This is a genomic window from Janthinobacterium sp. NKUCC06_STL (assembly GCF_019345455.1).
In the GTDB taxonomy this organism is placed as follows: Bacteria; Pseudomonadota; Gammaproteobacteria; order Burkholderiales; family Burkholderiaceae_D; genus Janthinobacterium; species Janthinobacterium rivuli.
The window spans coordinates 1-19695 of record NZ_JAHKQY010000007.1 but is presented as its reverse complement, the minus strand read 5'-3'; the positions used below and the strand labels follow the sequence as shown (position 1 = coordinate 19695).

The 19695-nt window shown below is 63.3% G+C and carries 17 protein-coding genes; 11 read left to right on the top strand and 6 right to left on the bottom strand.

Annotation, left to right across the window (positions count from 1 at the left end; translation table 11 throughout):
- The first annotated feature begins 89 nt into the window (after window positions 1–89).
- Window positions 90–1253 (top strand): DUF1624 domain-containing protein, encoded by a 1164-nt coding sequence (locus tag KO539_RS20390; protein ID WP_219311283.1) that lies wholly within the window; start codon window positions 90–92, stop codon window positions 1251–1253.
- Between the two features lie 6 nt (window positions 1254–1259).
- Here the strand turns inward: KO539_RS20390 and KO539_RS20385 are convergent, their stop codons facing one another.
- The 3 genes from KO539_RS20385 to KO539_RS20375 all read right to left on the bottom strand — a co-directional run bounded on the left by KO539_RS20385 (window position 1260) and on the right by KO539_RS20375 (window position 4736).
- A complete protein-coding gene (locus tag KO539_RS20385) occupies window positions 1260–3131 on the bottom strand; it encodes a hypothetical protein (protein ID WP_219311281.1) in 1872 nt (623 codons plus the stop codon).
- Window positions 3132–3237: 106 nt separating this feature from the next.
- Window positions 3238–3768 (bottom strand): isochorismatase family protein, encoded by a 531-nt coding sequence (locus KO539_RS20380; RefSeq protein WP_219311279.1) that lies wholly within the window; start codon window positions 3766–3768, stop codon window positions 3238–3240.
- Between the two features lie 50 nt (window positions 3769–3818).
- On the bottom strand, window positions 3819–4736 hold the full coding sequence (locus KO539_RS20375) for a LysR family transcriptional regulator (protein WP_219311277.1): 918 nt from the start codon (window positions 4734–4736) through the stop codon (window positions 3819–3821).
- A 124-nt stretch (window positions 4737–4860) separates the two neighbouring features.
- Between KO539_RS20375 and KO539_RS20370 the strand changes: the two genes are divergently transcribed.
- The 3 genes from KO539_RS20370 (at window position 4861) to mmsB (ending at window position 8588) form a co-directional block, all read left to right on the top strand.
- A complete protein-coding gene (locus KO539_RS20370) occupies window positions 4861–6075 on the top strand; it encodes an ABC transporter substrate-binding protein (RefSeq protein WP_219311275.1) in 1215 nt (404 codons plus the stop codon).
- Window positions 6076–6170: 95 nt separating this feature from the next.
- The gene (locus tag KO539_RS20365; protein WP_219311272.1) at window positions 6171–7685 is read left to right on the top strand and encodes a CoA-acylating methylmalonate-semialdehyde dehydrogenase; all 1515 of its coding nucleotides are present in this window, start codon (window positions 6171–6173) and stop codon (window positions 7683–7685) included.
- Between the two features lie 9 nt (window positions 7686–7694).
- Window positions 7695–8588 carry a 3-hydroxyisobutyrate dehydrogenase gene (mmsB, locus tag KO539_RS20360; protein WP_176391012.1) on the top strand — a complete coding sequence of 298 codons (894 nt, stop codon included), beginning with the start codon at window positions 7695–7697 and terminating at the stop codon, window positions 8586–8588.
- Here the strand turns inward: mmsB and KO539_RS20355 are convergent.
- A complete protein-coding gene (locus KO539_RS20355; RefSeq protein ID WP_219311270.1) occupies window positions 8585–8974 on the bottom strand; it encodes a DUF1090 family protein in 390 nt (129 codons plus the stop codon). The two genes, mmsB and KO539_RS20355, sit on opposite strands and share 4 nt — an antisense overlap.
- Before the next feature lie 134 nt (window positions 8975–9108).
- Between KO539_RS20355 and KO539_RS20350 the strand changes: the two genes are divergently transcribed.
- The 6 genes from KO539_RS20350 to KO539_RS20325 all read left to right on the top strand — a co-directional run bounded on the left by KO539_RS20350 (window position 9109) and on the right by KO539_RS20325 (window position 16071).
- Complete coding sequence (locus tag KO539_RS20350; RefSeq protein WP_219311268.1) at window positions 9109–9951, top strand: tetratricopeptide repeat protein; 843 nt, start codon at window positions 9109–9111, stop codon at window positions 9949–9951.
- Window positions 9948–10949: a tetratricopeptide repeat protein gene (locus KO539_RS20345; protein WP_219311266.1), complete on the top strand. Its 1002-nt coding sequence runs from the start codon at window positions 9948–9950 to the stop codon at window positions 10947–10949. Before KO539_RS20350 ends, KO539_RS20345 begins: the two co-directional genes overlap by 4 nt.
- Window positions 10950–11017: 68 nt before the next feature.
- The gene (locus tag KO539_RS20340; protein WP_219311264.1) at window positions 11018–12232 is read left to right on the top strand and encodes an AGE family epimerase/isomerase; all 1215 of its coding nucleotides are present in this window, start codon (window positions 11018–11020) and stop codon (window positions 12230–12232) included.
- Window positions 12229–13152 (top strand): carbohydrate kinase, encoded by a 924-nt coding sequence (locus KO539_RS20335; protein WP_219311262.1) that lies wholly within the window; start codon window positions 12229–12231, stop codon window positions 13150–13152. Before KO539_RS20340 ends, KO539_RS20335 begins: the two co-directional genes overlap by 4 nt.
- 211 nt (window positions 13153–13363) lie before the next feature.
- Entirely contained in the window at window positions 13364–13816 is a 453-nt protein-coding gene (locus KO539_RS20330; RefSeq protein ID WP_225240898.1) for a hemerythrin domain-containing protein, read from the top strand.
- Window positions 13817–14430: 614 nt separating this feature from the next.
- Window positions 14431–16071, top strand: coding sequence for a diguanylate cyclase domain-containing protein (locus KO539_RS20325; RefSeq protein WP_219311258.1), 1641 nt, complete (start codon window positions 14431–14433; stop codon window positions 16069–16071).
- A gap of 22 nt (window positions 16072–16093) precedes the next feature.
- Here KO539_RS20325 and KO539_RS20320 read toward each other — a convergent pair whose 3' ends face one another.
- Together KO539_RS20320 and KO539_RS20315 are read right to left on the bottom strand one after the other, a co-directional pair.
- Window positions 16094–17182, bottom strand: coding sequence for a LacI family DNA-binding transcriptional regulator (locus KO539_RS20320; RefSeq protein WP_219311256.1), 1089 nt, complete (start codon window positions 17180–17182; stop codon window positions 16094–16096).
- Window positions 17166–19079, bottom strand: coding sequence for a glucokinase (locus KO539_RS20315; RefSeq protein WP_219311254.1), 1914 nt, complete (start codon window positions 19077–19079; stop codon window positions 17166–17168). Before KO539_RS20315 ends, KO539_RS20320 begins: the two co-directional genes overlap by 17 nt.
- Before the next feature lie 345 nt (window positions 19080–19424).
- Here KO539_RS20315 and KO539_RS20310 point away from each other — a divergent pair.
- Window positions 19425–19695: carbohydrate porin (locus KO539_RS20310; RefSeq protein WP_219311252.1), on the top strand; the 271-nt coding region annotated here is incomplete at its 3' end.

The window sequence follows — 19695 nt, the reverse complement described above, 5'->3', positions numbered from 1 at the left end:
AGTGCCGGGGTCGGACCCTGAGGGTCCGACCCCAGTTTCTGCCGTTGGGGTACGCACGCTACTCATACCCTTACATTTAAAATGAATAAATGACTGTTTCCCTGACTTCCCCCGCCACCCTGCGCGCCCGCATCGCCGTCATCGACGTCATGCGTGGCCTCGTCATGCTGATCATGCTATTCGACCATGTGCGCGAAACGTTCTTTCTGCACCACCAGGTCAGCGACCCGATGAATGCTGCCCACGTCGACCCGGCACTATTCTTTACGCGCCTGGCCGCCCATGTGTGCGCGCCCATGTTTGTCTTTTTGACGGGCTTGTCCGCCTGGCTGTACGCGCATCCGGCCGCCGGTCCGCGCAGTGCCAGCGGTTTTTTGTTCAAGCGGGGCTTGCTGCTGGTGGTGCTGGAACTGGTATTCGTCAACTTTGCCTGGATGGGCACTTTCACGCCGGCGATCCTGTATCTGCAGGTGATCTGGGTCATCGGCCTGGCCATGATGGCGCTGGCCGTGCTGCACAAGCTGCCGTTGAAAGTGCTGCTTGTGCTGGGCGTGGCGATTATCGCCGGCCAGCATTTGTTTACCTGGCTGCACGCGGAAGAGGGCAGCCTTGGCTACTATCTGCTGACGGTGCTGCTGCAACGCGGTTATCTGGTGGCCGATGGCGCCATGAAAATCAAGGTCAGCTATCCGCTGCTGCCATGGATAGGCGTGATCGTGCTCGGCTATGCGGCCGGACCGCTGTATGCCCGCGGGCTGTCCGTCGAAGGTCGCCGGCACCTGTTGCTGGCGCTGGGCGGTGGCAGCTTGCTGCTGCTGGCCGTGCTGCGCGGCTTTAATATTTATGGCGAAACCCTGCCCTGGGTGACGGGCGACACGGCCTTGCGCACGGCGATGAGCGTGCTGAACTTCACCAAGTATCCGCCCTCGCTGGATTTCCTGCTGTTCACCCTGGGCCTGGGCTTGCTGGGCATGGCCTGGCTGGAAAGCGTCGATAACTGGTTTACGCGGGCTTGCGCCACTTTTGGCGGCGCGCCCATGTTTTACTATCTGCTGCACCTGTATCTGCTGCTGGCCATCGGCATCACCTTGACTGCCGTGCTGGGCGCCAACCATGGCAACCGTTATGGCGTCGAGCATATCTGGCAAGTCTGGCTGATCGCGCTGGCGCTGATGCCCGTGCTGTATTTCCCTTGCCGCGCGTTTGCCAATTACAAGCGCACCTCGAAGCAGGCCTGGGTGCGCTACTTCTAAGCTCGCCTACTTGCAGTACAGCCTGTCGATACTATGCGACGACGCCAGGTAATGCCGTGTCTGCCACCCGATGGCCACCCGGTAGGCACACGGCGGATCGAGCGCCACGTTGACGGGGAAGCCGCCGTTGTTGCCCGATAAATGAGGCCCGCCCGCGCCGCCGCGGAACAGGTAATTGCTCGGTGGTGGCGGTGGGGTGAATGTGGCGGCCGGCAGCGGTGGCGGCGGGTGCGTGATGCCGTTGTTGTTGGAAATCGTGATATTGAAAAAGCGCAGATGCGGGTGATCGATCGTGTACAGGATATGCACGAGGCCGCCCGCGATGGGATTGCAGGCATTGCTGCGCAGCTCTTCCAGGTCCAGCGCCACGATCACGGGCGAGTTGTCGAAGACGATGGAATCGAGCCCGTCCGTGGCCACCAGCGCCAGGCTGATGCCGTCGCGCACCTCGAAGCCCAGGCGGTAGCGGCGTATCGGCTCGCTCTCGGCCGCGCTCAAGCTGCGGCCCGCGTCGAGGATGGGCAAGCCGCCCGGCAGCTTGGCCGGATGCAGGCTGGTGATGGCCGGCGTATTCACGGTCAGCAAGTCAAACGTGCGCAGGAAAATGTTGGGCGCCACATTGACGACGGCCGTCGTGCCGTCGCGCATGTCCACGGTGACGGGCTTGCCGTCCACCCGTATCCAGCCGCCCGGTTTCAAGTCGCCCGCGTCGATGATGACGGGCGCCGAATCGCCGAGGCCCAGTCCATTCGTATAAAACACATAGCCGACGTGCGTGCCGAGCACTTGCGTCAACGGCGCCAGGCTGGCGGGCGCGACCGAAGGGATGGCCGTCGGGTCGTCGCTGCCGCCCGGCCAGGTCCATTCGCCGATGAGAAAACGGTATTCGAGCGGGTTGGCGGGAATGGCGCTGTTGCGCAGCGGGCAATTGCCCTTCAAAGTGACGCCGCCGGCGAACACATACGAGGCGCCGGGGCCGCCCGCGTAGCCTTGCGGGGAAAAGCCGGCCAGCGAGGGGAACGGGTGGATGTCGAAGATTTCCACCTGCTGCCAGTGAGGCACGCCTTCCACGTCGGGCGGCAAGACTTCCTTCGAGCACAATTCCACGCAGAAACAGTGGCCTACGTTTTCGCGGCCCGGCTGGCGCCCGTTCGCTTGCGTTTCCGACAGAATGGTGACGCTGCCCAGCTGCGCCGTGAAATACACGTCGGGTCCGCTGGCGAACTCCACGTTGATGAACGGAGAGAAGGGCGTCAAGGTGAAGTCCGACGTCAGGTAATCGATGCGGAAGCGCCCGCTGGCGTCCGTGACGGCCTGGCCCAGCGCGTCGTCCTGCAGCCAGTCGGCGTCAAACGCCCGCACTGTTGCGCCGGCGATTGGCGCGTGGGGAGCGTCGCAAGTGCGCAGCCGGCCGCAGATGGTCCAGGCGCCGAAGCGGGCGCGCACCAGGCACCAGAAGCGTTGCGGCAGGCAATAGTCCCAGACGGCGAGGAAATCATTGTCGGCCTGGCGCCAGCGGGGCTGGATGGTGGTGATGGAAAACTGCAGCGGCACTGGGTCTTTCGGCCCCGGTTTCAATTGCGGCACGGTCGGGCACAGGACGTCCACCTCGACAGCCTCGCCCTGGTAATCGTCGTCCAAAGTGAAACTGTAGTTGCCATCGTCATCCGTGCGTGCTTCGGCCAGCAGGAACGGCGCCTTCGCCTGCACCTCTTCATCCGTGAGGATGGCGAAGGTTTCCTTGGCGCTGGCCATGGCCAGCGCCGTGACGTTTTGCGACTCGCGCGGCCGGTACAGGCGCACGATGACGTGGGATAAGGCTTCAGGACACTCGGCACAGATCAGGCCGCACAGCTTGCCCCGCAGGATGTAGGCCATGATGGCTCCCTTGCTGATGTGGACGGCGCGCCGCCCGGAATGGCGGCGCTGTTACCAATCTAGCAAATGAAAGGCTCTCAGGCTTGATCTGGCTTAAACCTGCTTTCTATTTAATCAGCGCCAATACCTCGCGGAAACGCGGATGCTTGCAGTCGCGCATCCATTCAAAGGCCAGCATCTCCACCGTCACCAGATGGGCACCGAGCTTGCCCAGGCGGGCCAGCGCCGCGTCGCGGCTGGCGGCCTGGCGCGAACCGACGGCATCGATGGCGATGATGACCTCGTAGCCCAGCTGCAGCAGGCCGATGGCCGTCTGCAGCATGCACACATGGGCTTCGCAACCCGTGACGACGATCTGTTTGCGCCCGGTGGGCAACATCTCCTGCAAGCCATCAAAACAGGCGCCGAAATGCGTCTTGTGCAAGGTCCGTTCGCACAGGGCGGCGATCTCTTCCACGTTCGGCCCAAGCCCTTGCCGGTTCTGTTCCGTCCCTAGCACGGGCACGTCGAGCAGCCGGGCGATCCTGGCCAGGCGCAGGTTTTGCGCCAGCACCAGGCCCGCATCGTGGATGGCCGGCATCAAACGGCCTTGCAGGTCGACAATGACCAGAACAGCTTGGTTCGCATCCATCAGCATGGCGTTCTCCTTATTCATATGTGGCGACAGTGTAGCGCGCCGCAGCCTGCTCAAGCTGGCCAGCTGGGCACGGCCGTCTCGCCCATCAGGTAGGCGTGGTTCAAATCGATGGCGCTGCGCAGGTAATTCCACAGGGCGCTGACCCTGGCGATATTGCGCCGCTCACTAGGCGAGACCATCCAGAAGGCGCGCAGCAGGTCGATCTCGCCGTCGAGCACGGGCACCAGTTCGTTCGATTGCTGGGCCACGAAGCAGGGCAGGATCGCCAGCGCCTGGCCCGCGCGCGCCGCGTGGTACTGGGCGATCACGCTGGTGCTGCGAAACGCGCGCAGGGAGTCGGGCGCCACGTTGTCCATGTAGCGCAGCTCCGAACTGAAGACCAGGTCATCCACGTAGCCGATGATCGGGTGCTGCGCCAGTTGCGCCACGCTGGTGATCGGCGCGTGGCGCGCCAGGTAGGCTGGCGTGGCGTACAGTTTCAGCCGGTAGTCGGACAATTTGGTCACCACGTACGGGCCGGACAGGGGGCGCTCGATGGAAATGGCCACGTCCGCCTCGCGCTTGGACAGGCTGACGAAACGGGGCACGGCGATCAGGTCCACACTGATGTGCGGGTAGCGGCCGCAAAACTGCGCCAGGTGGGGCGCCAGCACGATGGCGCCGAAGCCTTCCGTGGCACCCAGGCGCACCTGGCCCGACAGCAGCCGGTTATGTTCGCCCAGTTCCTCGGTGGCGGCAAACACCGTGCTTTCCATGGTTTCAGCATATTCCATCAGGCGGTGGCCCTCGGGCGTCAGCTGGTAGCCCACGTAGTTGCGGTCGAACAGCTGCGTGCCCACCTGCTCCTCGAACTTGCGCATGCGCCGCGACACGGTGGAATGGTCGATGCCCAGCTTTTTCGCCGCATCGACGAGGCCGGCGCTGCGCGTCAGTTCCAGGAAGACCCGTACATTATCCCAATCGAGCATGGCTGATCCTCTCTGTGCATTTTTGCAAAGGAATTATGCATTAATTTCACTTGAGTGCATATTTTTACACATGCAGAATGCAGATATACATATAAGAAAAACCCTCATCCCTCAGGAGACACGCATGAAAAAAACCGTTCTGGCCATGGGCGCGCTGGCGCTCACCCTGTCCTTTGGCGCGCAGGCGCAGATTTCCGATGGCGTCGTCAAGGTCGGCATCCTGACCGACATGTCCGGCCCGTATTCGGCCATGGGCGGGCGCGGCTCCGTCGTCGCCAGCCAGATGGCCGTCGAGGATTGTCTGAAAGCCGAATGCAAGGGCATGAAGATCGAAATCGTCTCGGCCGACCACTTGAACAAGGCCGATATCGCCGCTTCCAAGGCGCGCGAATGGATAGACCGCGACAAGGTTGACGCCATCGCTGACCTGACCAATTCCTCGGTGGCCCTGTCCGTGCAAAAACTGATGAAAGAGAAGGGCGGCATCGCCATGTTCAGCGGCCCGGCCACGGGACGGTTGACGAATGAAGACTGCTCGCCGAACGGCTTCCACTGGATGTTCGACACGTATTCGCAGGCGGCCGGCACGGCGGCGGCATTGACGAAACTGGGACAAAAGTCGTGGTATTTCGTCACCGTCGATTACGCGTTCGGCCACTCGCTGGAAAAAGACGCCAGCGACGTCGTCAAGCGCAATGGCGGCACGGTGCTGGGTGCCGTGCGCCATCCATTGAACGCCTCGGATTTCTCGTCCTTCCTGGTGCAGGCGCAAGGCTCGAAAGCGCAGGTGATCGGCCTGGCCAACGGCGGGGCGGACGTGGTCTCGGCCATCAAGCAGGCGCGCGAATTCCGTATCGGCAGCGGCAAGGACCAGCGCCTGGCCGCCTTGCTCGTGTTCCTGTCCGACGTGCACGCGCTGGGGCTGGAAACGGCCCAGGGCCTCGTCTACGCAGACGGTTTTTACTGGGATTACGACGACCGCAGCCGCGCGTTCGCCAAGCGTTTCGAGGCACTCAACAAGGGCGCCAAGCCGACCATGGTGCAGGCGGGCGTGTATTCGAGCGTCTACCACTACCTGAAATCGGTGGCGGCCGCGAAAAGCGACGATTCGAAAATCGTTGCCCAGAAAATGCGCGAACTGCCGATCAAGGACGCCGTCATGAACAACGCCTCCATCCGCCCCGACGGCCGCGTGATCCACGACATGTATCTGGTGCAGGTGAAAACCCCGGTCGAATCGAAAGGCGCGTGGGATTACCTGAAAGTGCTGTCGACCATCCCCGCCGACCAGGCGTTCAAGCCTATGGATGCGGCCGCGTGCAACCTCGTTAAAAAATAATTTTCACCCCTAACGGCGAAAAAGCTGGGGTCGGACCCTCAGGGTCCGACCCCGGAATCTGCTCTTGGGGTAACTAGTCAATCACGGAGCAAACCATGAACCAAGCCCTCACCCAAATCCCAGCCATCCCCCTGCACATCGCCGGCAAGCACCACGCCTCGACCAGCACCGAATGGCGCGACGTCATCAACCCGGCCACACAGGAAATCGTCGCCAAGGTGCCGTTTTCCACGCCGGACGAAGTCAACCTGGCCGTCGCCACGGCCAAGGAAGCCTTCAAGACCTGGCGGAATACCCCGCTGGCCGCGCGCATGCGCATCATGCTCAAGTACCAGCACCTGATCCGCGAAAACATCGGTACTTTGGCCGAACTGATCACGCGCGAACACGGCAAGACCTTGCCCGACGCGGAAGGGGAAGTGATGCGCGGCCTGGAAGTGGTGGAACACGCGTGCTCGATTGCCACCCTGCAGCTGGGCGAGATCGCGGAAAACGCGGCCACCGGCGTCGACGTGTACAACATCTACCAGCCGCTGGGCGTGGGCGCCGGCATCACGGCCTTCAATTTCCCCGTCATGCTGCCGTGCTTCATGTTCCCGATCGCTATCGCCTGCGGCAATACGTTTGTCCTGAAACCGTCGGAGCAGGATCCGTCCTCGTCGATGTACCTGGTCGAACTGATGTACCAGGCGGGCTTGCCGGCTGGTGTGCTGAACGTCGTGCATGGCGGCGCCGACGTCGTCAACATGCTGTGCGACCATCCCGACATCAAGGCCGTGTCCTTCATCGGCTCCACCCACGTGGGCACGCATGTGTACCGCCGCGCCAGCGAATCGGGCAAGCGCGCGCAATCGATGATGGGCGCGAAAAACCATTGCGTGGTGCTGGCCGACGCCAACAAGGAGCAGGCGATCAATAACCTGATCGGCGCGGCGTTCGGCGCGGCAGGCCAGCGCTGCATGGCCAATTCAGTCGTGGTGCTGGTGGGCGAGGCGCGCTCCTGGCTGCCGGAAATCGTCGCCCGTTCGCAAGCGCTGAAAGTGGGGCCGGGCAGCGACCGCACGGCCGACCTGGGACCGATGGTCTCCAAAGCGGCCATGCAGCGCGCGGAAAAGCTGATACAGGCGGGCGTCGATGAAGGCGCGCAGCTGCTGCTCGACGGCCGTGGCCACAAGGTGGCCGGCTACGAGGGCGGCAACTTCATGGGGCCGACGATTTTCTCGAAGGTGGCCGCCTCGAACTCCGTCTACACGCAGGAAATCTTCGGCCCCGCCATGTGCGTGGTCGAGACGGATACCCTGGACCAGGCCATCGCCTTCATCAATGCCAACCCGAACGGCAACGGCACCTCGATCTTCACATCGTCCGGCTGGGCGGGGCGCAAATTCCAGAACGAGATCGACGTGGGCCAGGTGGGCATCAACGTGGCCATCCCCGTGCCCGTCGCGTATTTCAGTTTTACAGGGTCGCGTGCGTCGAAACTGGGCGATCTGGGTCCGAACGGCAAGCAAGCCTTGTACTTCTGGACGCAGACCAAGACCGTCACGGCGCGCTGGTTCGCCCCGGACGATGGCGGCAGCGGCGTCAATACCACCATCTCGATGAAATAAGGGGCTGCCATGGCGACCAATATCGTTTTCATCGGCCTGGGGAACATGGGCTTGCCCATGGCGCAAAACCTCGTGCGGGCCGGCCATGCCGTGACGGGTTTTGACCTGGTGCCGGCCAGCGTGCGGCAGTTCGCCGACGGCGGCGGCCTGGTGTCCGATGACCAGGCGGCGGCGATTCAGGCGGCCGACATCGTCATCACCATGCTGCCGGCCAGCCGCCACGTGCTGGGAGCCTATCTTGGCGACACGGGCATCCTGGCGCAGGCGCGGCCCGGCACCTTGCTGATCGACTGTTCGACGATTTCCACCGAGGCGGCGCGCCAGGTGGGCCGCGCCGCGCAGGAGAAGGGCTTGCCGATGCTGGACGCGCCCGTTTCGGGCGGCACGGCGGGCGCCACCAATGGCACCCTGACCTTCATGGTGGGCGGCGAAGAATCCGCGCTGGCGGCGGCGCGGCCCTATCTGGACGTCATGGGCAAGGCGGTTTTCCACGCGGGCGGCTCGGGCTGCGGCCAGACGGTCAAGATCTGCAACAACATGCTGCTGGGGATTTTGATGATCGGCACCAGCGAAGCGATCCGCCTGGGCGTGGCCAATGGCCTCGATCCAAAAGTGGTGTCGGACGTGATGGCGAAAAGCTCGGGCCGCAACTGGACCCTGGACGTGTACAACCCGTGTCCGGGCGTGGCGGAAAACGTGCCCGCGTCGCGCGGCTACACGGGCGGCTTCGGCGTCGATTTGATGCTGAAAGACCTTGGCCTGGCCGTGGAAAGCGCGCTGGCCAGCGGAGCGAGTGTGCCGCTGGGCGCCTTGTCGCGCAATTTGTATAGTTTGCACAGCAAGGCGGGATCTGGCGCGCTGGACTTTTCCAGCATTTATCAGCTATTGGGCGATAAAGCTTAAGGCTGTTGCGCCTGTAGGGCCGCTAGGTCGGCCTTGGCTTTTTCCAGCTTGCCTTCCAGCTTGGCGATCTTCTTTGGCTGTTTATTCGCTTCCTGGGCCAGGCGCAGCGAACGCTCCGTCTGGTTGACCTTCGCCTGCGCCTTCAGCACCTTCTTGTTGTGGCGTTCGACCAGGGTGTTGTCGCGGCAGTGAGCGTTGACTTCGTCGAGCGCGCGCGTGAGGCCCGCGACCTTGTCGGACAGGCCCTGTTCTTTGGCCTGGTGCAATTCGCTGCGAATGCTTTCGCGCTTGGCGGCGCAGCCGGCCAGCTGGGTGTCTGCGGCGCTGGCGCCCACGGAGGCGGCGGCCAGCAGCAGGGTCAAGGCGGTGGTGGCGAGGCGGTTCATGGCGTTCCTGTATAAGTGGTGAGCCCGTGCAATGTAAGCCCGCCGGGATGCCCTGTCAAACTTCCCGTACCGTGCGCGCCCTCCTGGCGAGCCATCGGCTACCATGCGTGTTTTCCTCCTTCCGACACTGTCGCATGCCCAAGAAATTACTCTGTCTGCTGCCTTTTCTCCTGCCGCTGCCCGTCCTGGCGCAAACTTCGCCCACCTTGCTTGATCTGCAGCTGATCGCCATCAAGGCACGGGCCGATGTGACTACCCATAGTCCGGAAAGCATCGCCGAATTTGCCGAGACCCGGCGGCTGGCGGAAACGGGCGACGTGGAGGCACAGCTGGACCTGGCGCGCATGCTGCAGCTGGGCGTGGGCGCGCCGCAAGATATGGCGCAGTCGATGGCCTGGATACGCAAGTCGGCCGAAAACGGCTATGCGCCGGCGCAAGCAGCTTTGGGCCTGGCCTATACCGTGGGCGGCAAGGTGCCCATCGACCGCGTGCAAGGTGAATATTGGCTGCGCAAGGGCGCGGCGCAGGGCGACGCACAGGCGCAAACCATCCTGGCGCTGGAATTCATCGATGGCCGCAGCAGTGCCGAAGAGCAGGCGCTGGCTATCACCTGGCTGAAGGCGGCGGCGAACGAGCAGCACTTTGTGCCCGCCTACAATGCGCTGGGCGAGCACCTGATGCGCGCAGCCGCCGATGAACAGGATCGGGGCGAGGCTTTCCACTGGTTTTACCGATCGGCGCGTGAAAAGGAGCCGGCCGGCATGCGCAACCTGGCCCGCGCACATGAACTGGGCCTGGGCGTGAAACAGTCGGACAAGCTGGCCCTGGTGTGGTACGAACGGGCGGGATGGAGCGGCGACGTGCCGGCCATGCGGCGCATGGTCGACGTGTACGTCAAGGGCGAGCTGGGGCAGCAGGCGAATGCAAAAGAAGCCGCCGAGTGGCGCGCAGAACTGGCCGGGAAGGAAAAGCAATGAAGACCATGCTGCTTGTATTGAGTCTGGCGCTGGCGCAGCCCGTGCTGGCGCAGCCAGCGTCCCTGCAAAAGCCGCACCAGCATCCGGCGCTGGTGGAATTCGACATGTCCGGGCTTGATGACATGCGCGCCAGGGTGCGGGCCGTGATCGACCGTCCGGCCGACCTGTCGCCGGAGAAGGTCGCCGCCTTCGACAAGACGCGCGCCGCTGCGGAAGGGGGCGACACCGCCGCCCAGCTGGAGCTGGCGCAGATGCTGCACCAGGGCGAGGGCACGCCGCGCGACTATGACGCCGGCCTGGCGTGGATGCAGAAATCGGCCGAAGGCGGCTATGGTCCGGCGCAGGCTTTCCTGGGCGTCGCCTATACCCTGGGACAGGGCATGGCCATCGACCGCAAGCTGGGTGAATACTGGTCGCGCAAGGGTGCCGCGCAAGGCGTGGAACTGGCCAACTTCACCGTGGCCCAGCACTTTGAAAATATCCACAGCAGCCCGGAAGAGCAGGCGCACGCGCTGCACTGGCTCAAACACTATGCCGGGAATGGCTTTATCCCTGCCTACAATGAAATCGGCTATCGGTTGATGATGACGGCGAAGGACGAGGCGCAGCGCAAGGAAGCGTTCGGCTGGTATATGAAGTCGGCCAAGGCGCTCGATCCGTCCGGCTTGAACAATGTCGCGTACTCGTATGAAGTGGGGCAGGGCGTGCCGCGGAGCGACGAAGCGGCCCTGGGCTGGTACGAGATGGCGGCCATCGCCAAAAGCCCGCCGGGCCAGACGGGTTTCGCGCGGCTGTTGGAGCAGGGGCGTGGCGGGCCGACCCGGCAAGGGCCGGCTCCTGAACCGTTCGAGTTGTATCTGCTGGCGGCAAAGCAGGGCGACCTTGAGGCCATCGAACGGCTGGTCAAGGTGTACGACAAGGGCGAGCTGGGACAGGCTGCCGACCCCGCGCAGGCCGCACTGTGGCGCGAAAAGCTCAGGCTGGCCAAGACTCCCTGAGGGGGCATGACGGCGCGGAAACGGCATGCTATCATCATTGTTATCGATAACAATATCATGAGAGACCGATGAATCCCGATTTCCGCTCCAAGACGATGCTCGAAGCGCATATCCTGCACACGATGCACTTTTATCAGCCGCGCGCCATTGATCCCAGCGGCGGCTTCTATCATTTCTTCCTCGACGATGGCACGGTGTACGACGCCAGCACGCGCCACCTGGTCAGCAGCACGCGCTTCATCTTCAATTACGCCATGGCGCACCGCCGTTTCGGCGGCGACGAATACCTGGCGGCCGTGCGCCACGGCGTGGCCTTTTTGCGCGACGCGCACCGCGACCCGGCCACGGGCGGCTACGCCTGGCAATTGTCGTGGAAAGATGGCGTCAAGCACGTGGAAGACGGCGCCAACCACTGCTACGGTCTGGCCTTTGTGCTGCTGGCGTATGCCCACGCTTTGCAGGCGGGCGTGACGGAAGCGCGCGCGTATCTGGACGAAACGTTTGAGCTGATGGAGCAGCGTTTCTGGCTGCCCGAACACGGCTTGTATGCGGACGTGGCCAGCGCCGACTGGTCTACTTTGGATGGTTACCGTGGCCAGAACGCCAACATGCATGCGTGCGAAGCCATGCTGGCCGCGTTCGAAGCGACGGGCGAGGCGCGCTATCTGCACCGCGCCGAGACGCTGGCGCACAATATCACGGTGCGCCAGGCGGGCCTGGCAAACGGCATGATCTGGGAACACTACACGCCAGACTGGGCCATCGACTGGGATTACAACCTGCACGACAAGAGCAATATCTTCCGTCCGTGGGGCTATCAGCCCGGCCACTTCACGGAATGGGCCAAGCTGCTGCTGATCATGGAGCGCCACAGCCGGTTCATGGCCGGCCCGTCCGACTGGCTGCTGCCGCGCGCGCGCGCGCTGTACGACACGGCCCTGGCCAAGGCCTGGGATGGCGCGCATGGTGGCATCCATTACGGTTTCGGCCCGCAAGATGAAATCTGCGATGGCGACAAATACTTCTGGGTGCAGGCGGAAAGCTTCGCCGCGGCCGCCGTGCTGGCCGCGCGCACGGGCGACGAGGCCTACTGGCAAAGCTATGACAAGATCTGGGACTACAGCTGGCAGCACTTCGTCGACCATGAACACGGCGCCTGGTACCGCATCCTGACGCCGGAAAACGGCAAGATCAGCAAGGAGAAAAGCCCGGCCGGCAAGACCGATTACCACACCATGGGCGCCTGCTATGAAGTGCTGAACGTGATTGGCGGTGCCGCATGAACGCCACCTCTTTTCCAACTTTTGTGTCGGCCGGCGAAGCGCTGACGGACATGCTGCGCACGGGCGCGGATTCCTGGAGCAGCCAGGTGGGCGGCTCGACCTGGAACGTGGCGCGCGTGATGGCACGCCTGGGCGTGCCCAGCGCCTTTGCGGGCGCCGTCAGCTGCGACGTCTTTGGCGACGCGCTGGCCGCTGCCACCGACGTGGCGGGCCTGGACATGCGCTTTTTGCAGCGTCATGCGAAGTCGCCGCTGCTGGCCATCGTGCATGAACTGCATCCGCCCACGTATTACTTCATCGGCGACGACAGCGCCGACCTGCATTTCGACGCGGCGTGCTTGCCGGCCGGCTGGATGCAGGGCGCGCAATGGGTGCATTTCGGCGGCATCAGCCTGGCGCGCGAACCGCTGGCGGGCAAGCTGGTGGCGCTGGCGCAGGAACTCAAGGCGGCTGGCGTGAAAATCAGCTACGACCCGAATTTCCGCATCATGATGGATGAACGCTACGACGCCACCCTGCGCCGCATGACGCAGCTGGCCGACGTGATCAAGGTGTCCGATGAAGACCTGGCGGGCCTGTTCCGCCACGACGACATCGATGGCGCGTTTGCCATGCTGCGCAGCTGGAATCCGCACGCCACGTATTTATATACGCGCGGCGCGCAGGGCGCGGCGCTGTATCAGGGCGAGCAAACATGGCAGGCGGCGCCGCCCGTCATTGAGGTGGTCGACACGGTGGGGGCGGGCGACGCCAGCATCGGCGGCTTGCTGTACAGCCTGATGTACCGGCCCGACGCCGATGGCGGCCAGCACTTGCGCTTTGCCGTCGCGGCCGGAGCGGGCGCCTGCCTGGCGGCCGGCGGCGCGCCACCTTCGGTGGACCTGGTGGAATCGCTGGAGGCACGCACGATCGTCAGTTAGGTCAGCAGTTAGGTCAGGCCAGGCGTGATCTGCATCAACAAGGTAGGCACCTTTACGTTTGGCCTACCTTGTCGTAAGCAATGCTCCTACATGGCTATCACAGGGCGCTGTCTAGAATGGGGACTTCATGTGTACAACTGGAGACAACATCATGGCCACCCAATCACCTCAGGCAGCTTCCGTTTCCCAAACACAGGCAGGCATGCCGGACATGGACGCGATCGAGCTGCTGACGCAAGACCATCAAACCGTGAAAGAACTGTTCGAGCAGTATGAGGCCCTCAGCGACCGTTCGCTCGTCAGCAAGCGCAAGCTGGCCCTGAAAATCTGTGAGGAACTGAGCAAGCATGCGATGGTGGAAGAAGAAATTTTCTATCCCGCCGTGCGCGACGCCAGCCGCTCGAATGAAGACTTGATCGATGAAGCCGTCGTCGAGCACGCATCGGCAAAGGAGCTGATCGCGCAAATCGTTGCCATGGCGCCGGGCGAAGACTTGTACGACGCCAAGGTCAAGGTTTTGTCCGAGCAAATCGATCACCACGTGCTGGAAGAGGAGGGCGAGATTTTCCCGCGCGCGCGCGACGCGGAACTCGACCTGCAAGCCATGGCCAGCCAGATCGCGGCGCGCAAGGCGGAAATTGCATTGCCGGACATGCAGGCTTGAACGCTATGGCCGTGCGCTCACTTCGTGATCGGCCTGTGCTCCATTGAAGCGCAGGCCCCGTCGGCCCCGTTCCATCAAGGAACTCAATGCGGCTGGCGTCAAGATCAGCTACAACGATATCGGTGGCGCGTTTGCCACCTTGCGTAGCTGGAATCTGCAATCGACGTATTTTATACGCGCGGCGCTGTACCAGGGCGAGCAAACATGGCAGGCGGCGCCTCCCGTCATCGAGGTGGACGACTCGGTGGGGGCGGGCGACGCCAGCATCGGCGGCTGGCTGTCCAGCCTGATGTCCCGGCCAGAGGCCGATGGCGGCCAGCACTTGCGTTTCGCCGTCGGTGCAATTGGTGGAATCGTTGCTGGAGCGCACTATATTGGGATGATGTGGGTAGCGTGTGCGTATTCAGCGGCGCCAGGGCGCCCTTCTTGCAAGAATAGGCGTATGCTTTGCTCTCTCGCCGTGTCAAGAGCCTGTACCAGGAGTGTATTCATCTGCGGGGATAGGCGCCAGGTCATCCGCTGACCAATATGCCATTTCTCCCAGTGCCATGCATGGCGCCACCTGGCCGGATCTGTGTGCTTTACAGAGCATGGGCGCTGAGAAGGAAGGCCGCATGCATAAAATCTGGAAATTTTTCAATCCCAGGAGCTTCAAATTCAAGATGACGGTGCTCGTGGGCGTGCTGGTGCTGTGCGCGACGGGCTCTGTTGCGCTCACATCGCTGTCTGTCGCGCAAGGGCAGATGGTATCCGTCATCGGCAATCAGCAATATGCTTTGCTGACCAGTGCGGCGGCATATATCGACGAAGACTTGAATGCGAAGAAAGCACTGCTCAAGGTGCTGGCGGAGGGGCTGCCCGCGGATGTGGTTGAACATCCACAGCGGATGCAGGCATTTATTGAAAAGCATCCAACCCTGCGCGAGGAATTTTTCAATCTCGTCGCCTTTGATGCTACGGGGAAATTAATTGCCAGCATGAATGACCGGCGCGTGGTCGGCAAGCTCAATTTCGCCGCGCGGGAATATTTTATCGATACCGTGAAACTCAGGGAAGGCGTGATATCGCGTCCATTCAAGAGCCAGTTGTCGGGCAAGCCCATTGTGCTGGTCACCGAACCGATCTATGACGAAGCCGGCAAATTGCTGTATGTGATCGCTGGCGGTATCAATTTGCAAAGCCCGACATTTTTTGGCCAATGGGAGCAGCTCAAGCCGGGCAAAAGCGGTTATCTGTTCATGTTGACCGACGACGGCACGATACTCCACCATCCGGACGCGGCGCGCGTCCTGAAGCGGGTGAGTGAGGAGAAGGGTGGGGCTACGCCTTCCACCTTGGCCGCATTGCGTGGATTCGACGGCTGGACGCAGGGTAAAACCAAGCTGGGCGTGCAGGCCATTCTCACGTACAAGCATTTGCATGCGGCCGATTGGATCATCGGTGCCGTCTACCCTGAAAGCGAGGCATTCACGCCGATCACCGATATCTATGCCCAGGTCATGATTGCTTCGTCATGCGTCGCCTTGCTGGCCAGTTGTGCCGGCTGGCTGGCGGTGATGCTGCTCTTGCGTCCCTTGGGCGATCTGGGCCGGCATGTGGCGAGCATACGCTCCGGCCATGCTGATATTGCGGTGTTTGATATCGCCCGCAAAGACGAGTTCGGAAAACTGAGCCGTGCATTCTACGCGCTGTCGCTGCAGAGGGAAGCTGCGGAGAGCAATCTCGCTGCTCTGGCGCGTACTGACATGCTGACCGGCCTGCACAACAGGCGCATGTTTGACGAGGCGCTGGCCGCGGCATTGACGCGCGCCCGGCGCGCTGGTACGGGCCTGGCGCTGGCCTATCTGGATATCGATTATTTTAAAAAAATAAATGATACCTATGGGCATGGCATCGGCGACCTGGTGTTGATTGAATTTGCCAAACGGCTCAAAGCTTGCGTCCGGGCCTCGGACACGGTAGCGCGCCTTGCAGGCGACGAGTTTGTCATCATTTTTGAACAACTGAGTGATCAGTCCGAACTCGCGATACTGGGCAAGAAAATCGTGCAAGAGATGGTCGTGCACTTTGATTGCGGCGGTATCGGTCTGCATGTGGCCACCAGTGTCGGCTTGGCGTTCAGCGCCGAGGGCGATACGACGGCAGGGACATTGTTGACGGCAGCCGATACGGCGCTCTACCAGGCAAAAAACGCTGGCCGCAACGGTTATGCCATCACCTCCATCGGCAGCCCCGCCTTGACCGAGGCGGTGTAGGACATCGCCTGTTCTGGCAGCGTCAAGGCCTGCGCTGGCCCTTTGCCGCCGGCGGCGCATACCTGTCCGACGATGCCCGCTCGACCAGGGTAAATTCCATCAGGCGATGCGTGGCCGGTGCGGGTTCTCCTGCGCGGCGCTGGCGTATCTCGTCGATGACGAGGCTGACGGCGGCGCGCGCCATGTCGGCGATGGGCTGGTGGATGGTGGTCAGCTCGGGCCAGACGGTGGTGGCGACGGGCGTGTCGTCGAAGCCGCACACGCTCAATTCCGCCGGCACCTGCAAGCCCATGCCGTGCGCCACGGCCAGGGTGGCGGCGGCCATGTCGTCGTTGCTGGCAAAGATGGCGCTGGGGCGCGGTGTTTGCGCCAGCAGCTGGCGCGCCGCGTCCAGTCCCGAGCGATACGTAAAGTAGCCTTGCGCCACCCTGTGCGGCGGCACCTGCAAACCCGCTTCCCGCATGGCGTCCTCGAAAGCCTGGCGCCGCAGCAGGGCGGGCGTGTGCGCCGGATCGCCTTCGATGAAGCCGATGTCGCGGTGGCCCAAGGCGAGCAGGTGGCGCGTCATGGCCAGCGCGCCTTCATAGTCGTCGATGCGCACGGCCGACACATCGGGCGAGGGGCGCGCCGTGGCCACGGCGATGGCGGGAATGCCCATCTGATTCAGTTGCGCCAGCACTGCCGGCGAATCGCACAGGGGTGGCGGCACGAGGATGCCGTCCACGCCGGCCGCCACCAGGCAGGCGATGCCGGCGCGTTGGCTATCGATGTCTTCGCAGCGCTCGAGCAGCAGCTGGCCGCCACCCTGGCGGCATTGGTCCATGGCGCCGACGAGAAATTCGCTGAGAAAGGCGGCGCTCGGGTTGCTGTACAACAGGCCGATGCGCAGGGTGCCCGTGCGGGCCGCGCGGGCCGCCAGGTTGGGCTGGTAGCGCAGGCTGGCGATCGCCGCCTCGACCTTGTCGCGCGTGGCCGCGCTGACGCTGGTGCGTCCATTGATCACGCGCGATACCGTCATGGCCGACACGCCGGCCACGCGCGCCACGTCGTGCACGGTGGCGCCGCTGGACGTATCGGGGGCGGCGTGCGCCGCCTTATTCGAGGTGGCCACCGAATTTCAGCTTGCCGCTGATGCGCATGCCGTGCAATTGACCCTCTTCCAGTTCGGCGGCGCTGGTGCGCTGCGCCGTGTCGCGCCGCGCGAGTCCCACCGACAGGATATCGAGCATCATCAGCTGCAGCAGGCGCACGATCATGGGCACGAAATTGAGGTTGCCTTCCGGATGGTTCAGGGTCAGCAGCACGTCGGCCAGCTTGGCCAGCGGCGAACCGCTAGCCGTGATCGCCAGCACGCGTGCGCCGCAGCCCTGCGCCACCTTGACGGTGCGCAGCAGGTCGGGCAGGGCGCCCGAGCGGGAAATGACCAGCGCCACGTCACCCGGCTTGAGCATGGCGGCGCTCATTTCCTGCGCTTGCGGGTCGGCAAAGAAGCTGCTGACGATGCCCAGGTTGAGCAGCTTGTGCTGCATGTCGTCGGCCACCACGCGGGCGCTGCCCACGGCCAGCAGTTCCACGCGCTGCGCGCTGCGCAGCAGCTCGATGGCGGCCGTCAGCGCTTTCACGTCGAGCATGTCGCGCATGGCCAGCGCGGCCGAAGCGTTATTGCCCAGCACCTTGCGCGCCAGTTCCGCGTCGGAATCCGAGATCTCCACATGGCAGTGCGCCACGGTGATGGCGCCGCCCGTCAGTCCCGACGCCAGCTTGAGTTTGAAGTCGGCCAAGCCCTGCACGCCGACCGAGCGGCAAAAGCGCATGACGGTCGGCTGGCTGACGCCAACCCGCTGGGCAATTTCGGCGATTGGCAGGGTCAGCATGGCGTTCGGCTCTTTCAAGACCCAGTCGGCCACCTTGCATTCCGATGGGCTCATGCGGCCGCGCGCCTGGCGCACGGATTCGAGCATGGGCGCGCCGGTATGGGCGCGCTTGAGCTTTTGCGCCAGGATGGCGGCGATGCCGAGGAAAGTGGGCAGTTCGGCCGTAATCAGGAAGGTGGGGATCTGCGCCAGGTATTCGTTCAGGCGGCCCTTTTGCTCGAAGCGGGCGCGGAACTGCGACTGTTCGAACAGGGGCCCGAGGCGCGGCACGATGCCCCCGCCTATATAGATGCCGCCCAGCGCGCCCAGGGTCATGGCGACGTTGCCGGCGATGGAGCCGAGGATGGCGCAGAAGCAGTCGACCGCTTCGAGGCATACGTCGCATTCATTGTTCAGCGCGCGGCTGGTGATGTCGGCCGCCAGCAACGGCGGCGCATCGGGCATGCCGGCGCGCTCGGACAGGGCGCGGTAGATCAGTTCCAGCCCGCGTCCGGAGGCGAGGCGTTCGGCCGAGACGTGCGACAGTTCGCGCCAGGCGAAGGACAGCACGTCCATCTCGCGCTGGTCGCACGGCGCGAAGCTGACGTGGCCCCCTTCGCTGCCCAGCGCGATCCAGCGGTCTTCGGCGGGGATCATGCCCGACACGCCCAGGCCCGTGCCCGAGCCGAGCAGGCCGATGACGCTGTCGGCGCGCGCCATGCCGCCGCCGATCTGCAGGCGCTGGTCGGGCCGCAGGTAGGGCAGGGCCATGGCCAGCGCCGTGAAGTCGTTTACCACCAGCAGGGTGTCGAGGCCCAGCGTGGCGCGCATGGCTTCGATCGAGAAGAACCAGTGATGGTTCATCATGCGGATATTGTCGTCGTCGATGGGATTGGCGATGGCGATGGCCGCATGGCGCACGCGCGCCGAACCGGCGGCGCGCGCCTCGCTGCTGTCCATATAGGCGGTGATGGCGTCGAGCAGCGATGCGTAGTCGTCGCAGGGCAGCACGGCCACCGCTTCCAGGTGGCCCTGGCGCGTTTCGAGCACGAAGCGGGCGTTGGTGCCGCCGATGTCGGCCAGCAGGCGCGGCCCTTCACTGAAGCGCTCCGCCGGATCGCTGCCTGCTACTTCCATTTTTTCATCAATTTTCATGGCGGTGCCTAGTCTCGTATGCGTGCGCTGTCTTGGCGGCGCACTGTCGTTATGGCAAAAACCAAGGATTTTAATTCGTATACGTGCCGCGTGCCGAAAAATGCGGGGTGCCTGCGCAAATGCTTGCCCGCAGTGCTGGAAACGGATGGCGCCAGCGGGAAAAACAGGGCAGTCAACTCGCCTGTCGGTACGCAAATAAAGTGTCGCAGAGTAGTCGTAGGATTACAACATAATATGTTGATATTTGTTCGTAGTATAGTTACTATGTCCCTGCTGGAAAGAATTCTGGCCAGTACATTCGGCCACGAATGACTAGATAAAAAATAACTACTGAGGAGACTTACCATGCTGCATCGCACCATGTTGAAGGCCGTGTTGAAGACACTGCCAGCTGCCATCGTCTTAGCCATCGCCAGCGGTTCCGCTGCCGCCGACCCCATGTACCCATCCGACGCCGAAGGCTTCCACGGCTACCTGCGCGCTGGCGCCGGCAGCAATACGTCGAGCGGTGGCGGTTCGCAAGGCTGCTTCGGCCTGGGTGGCAACACCATGAAATACCGTCTGGGCAATGAGTGCGACGCCTACACGGAATTCGGCTACACCAAGTCCGTCGCCA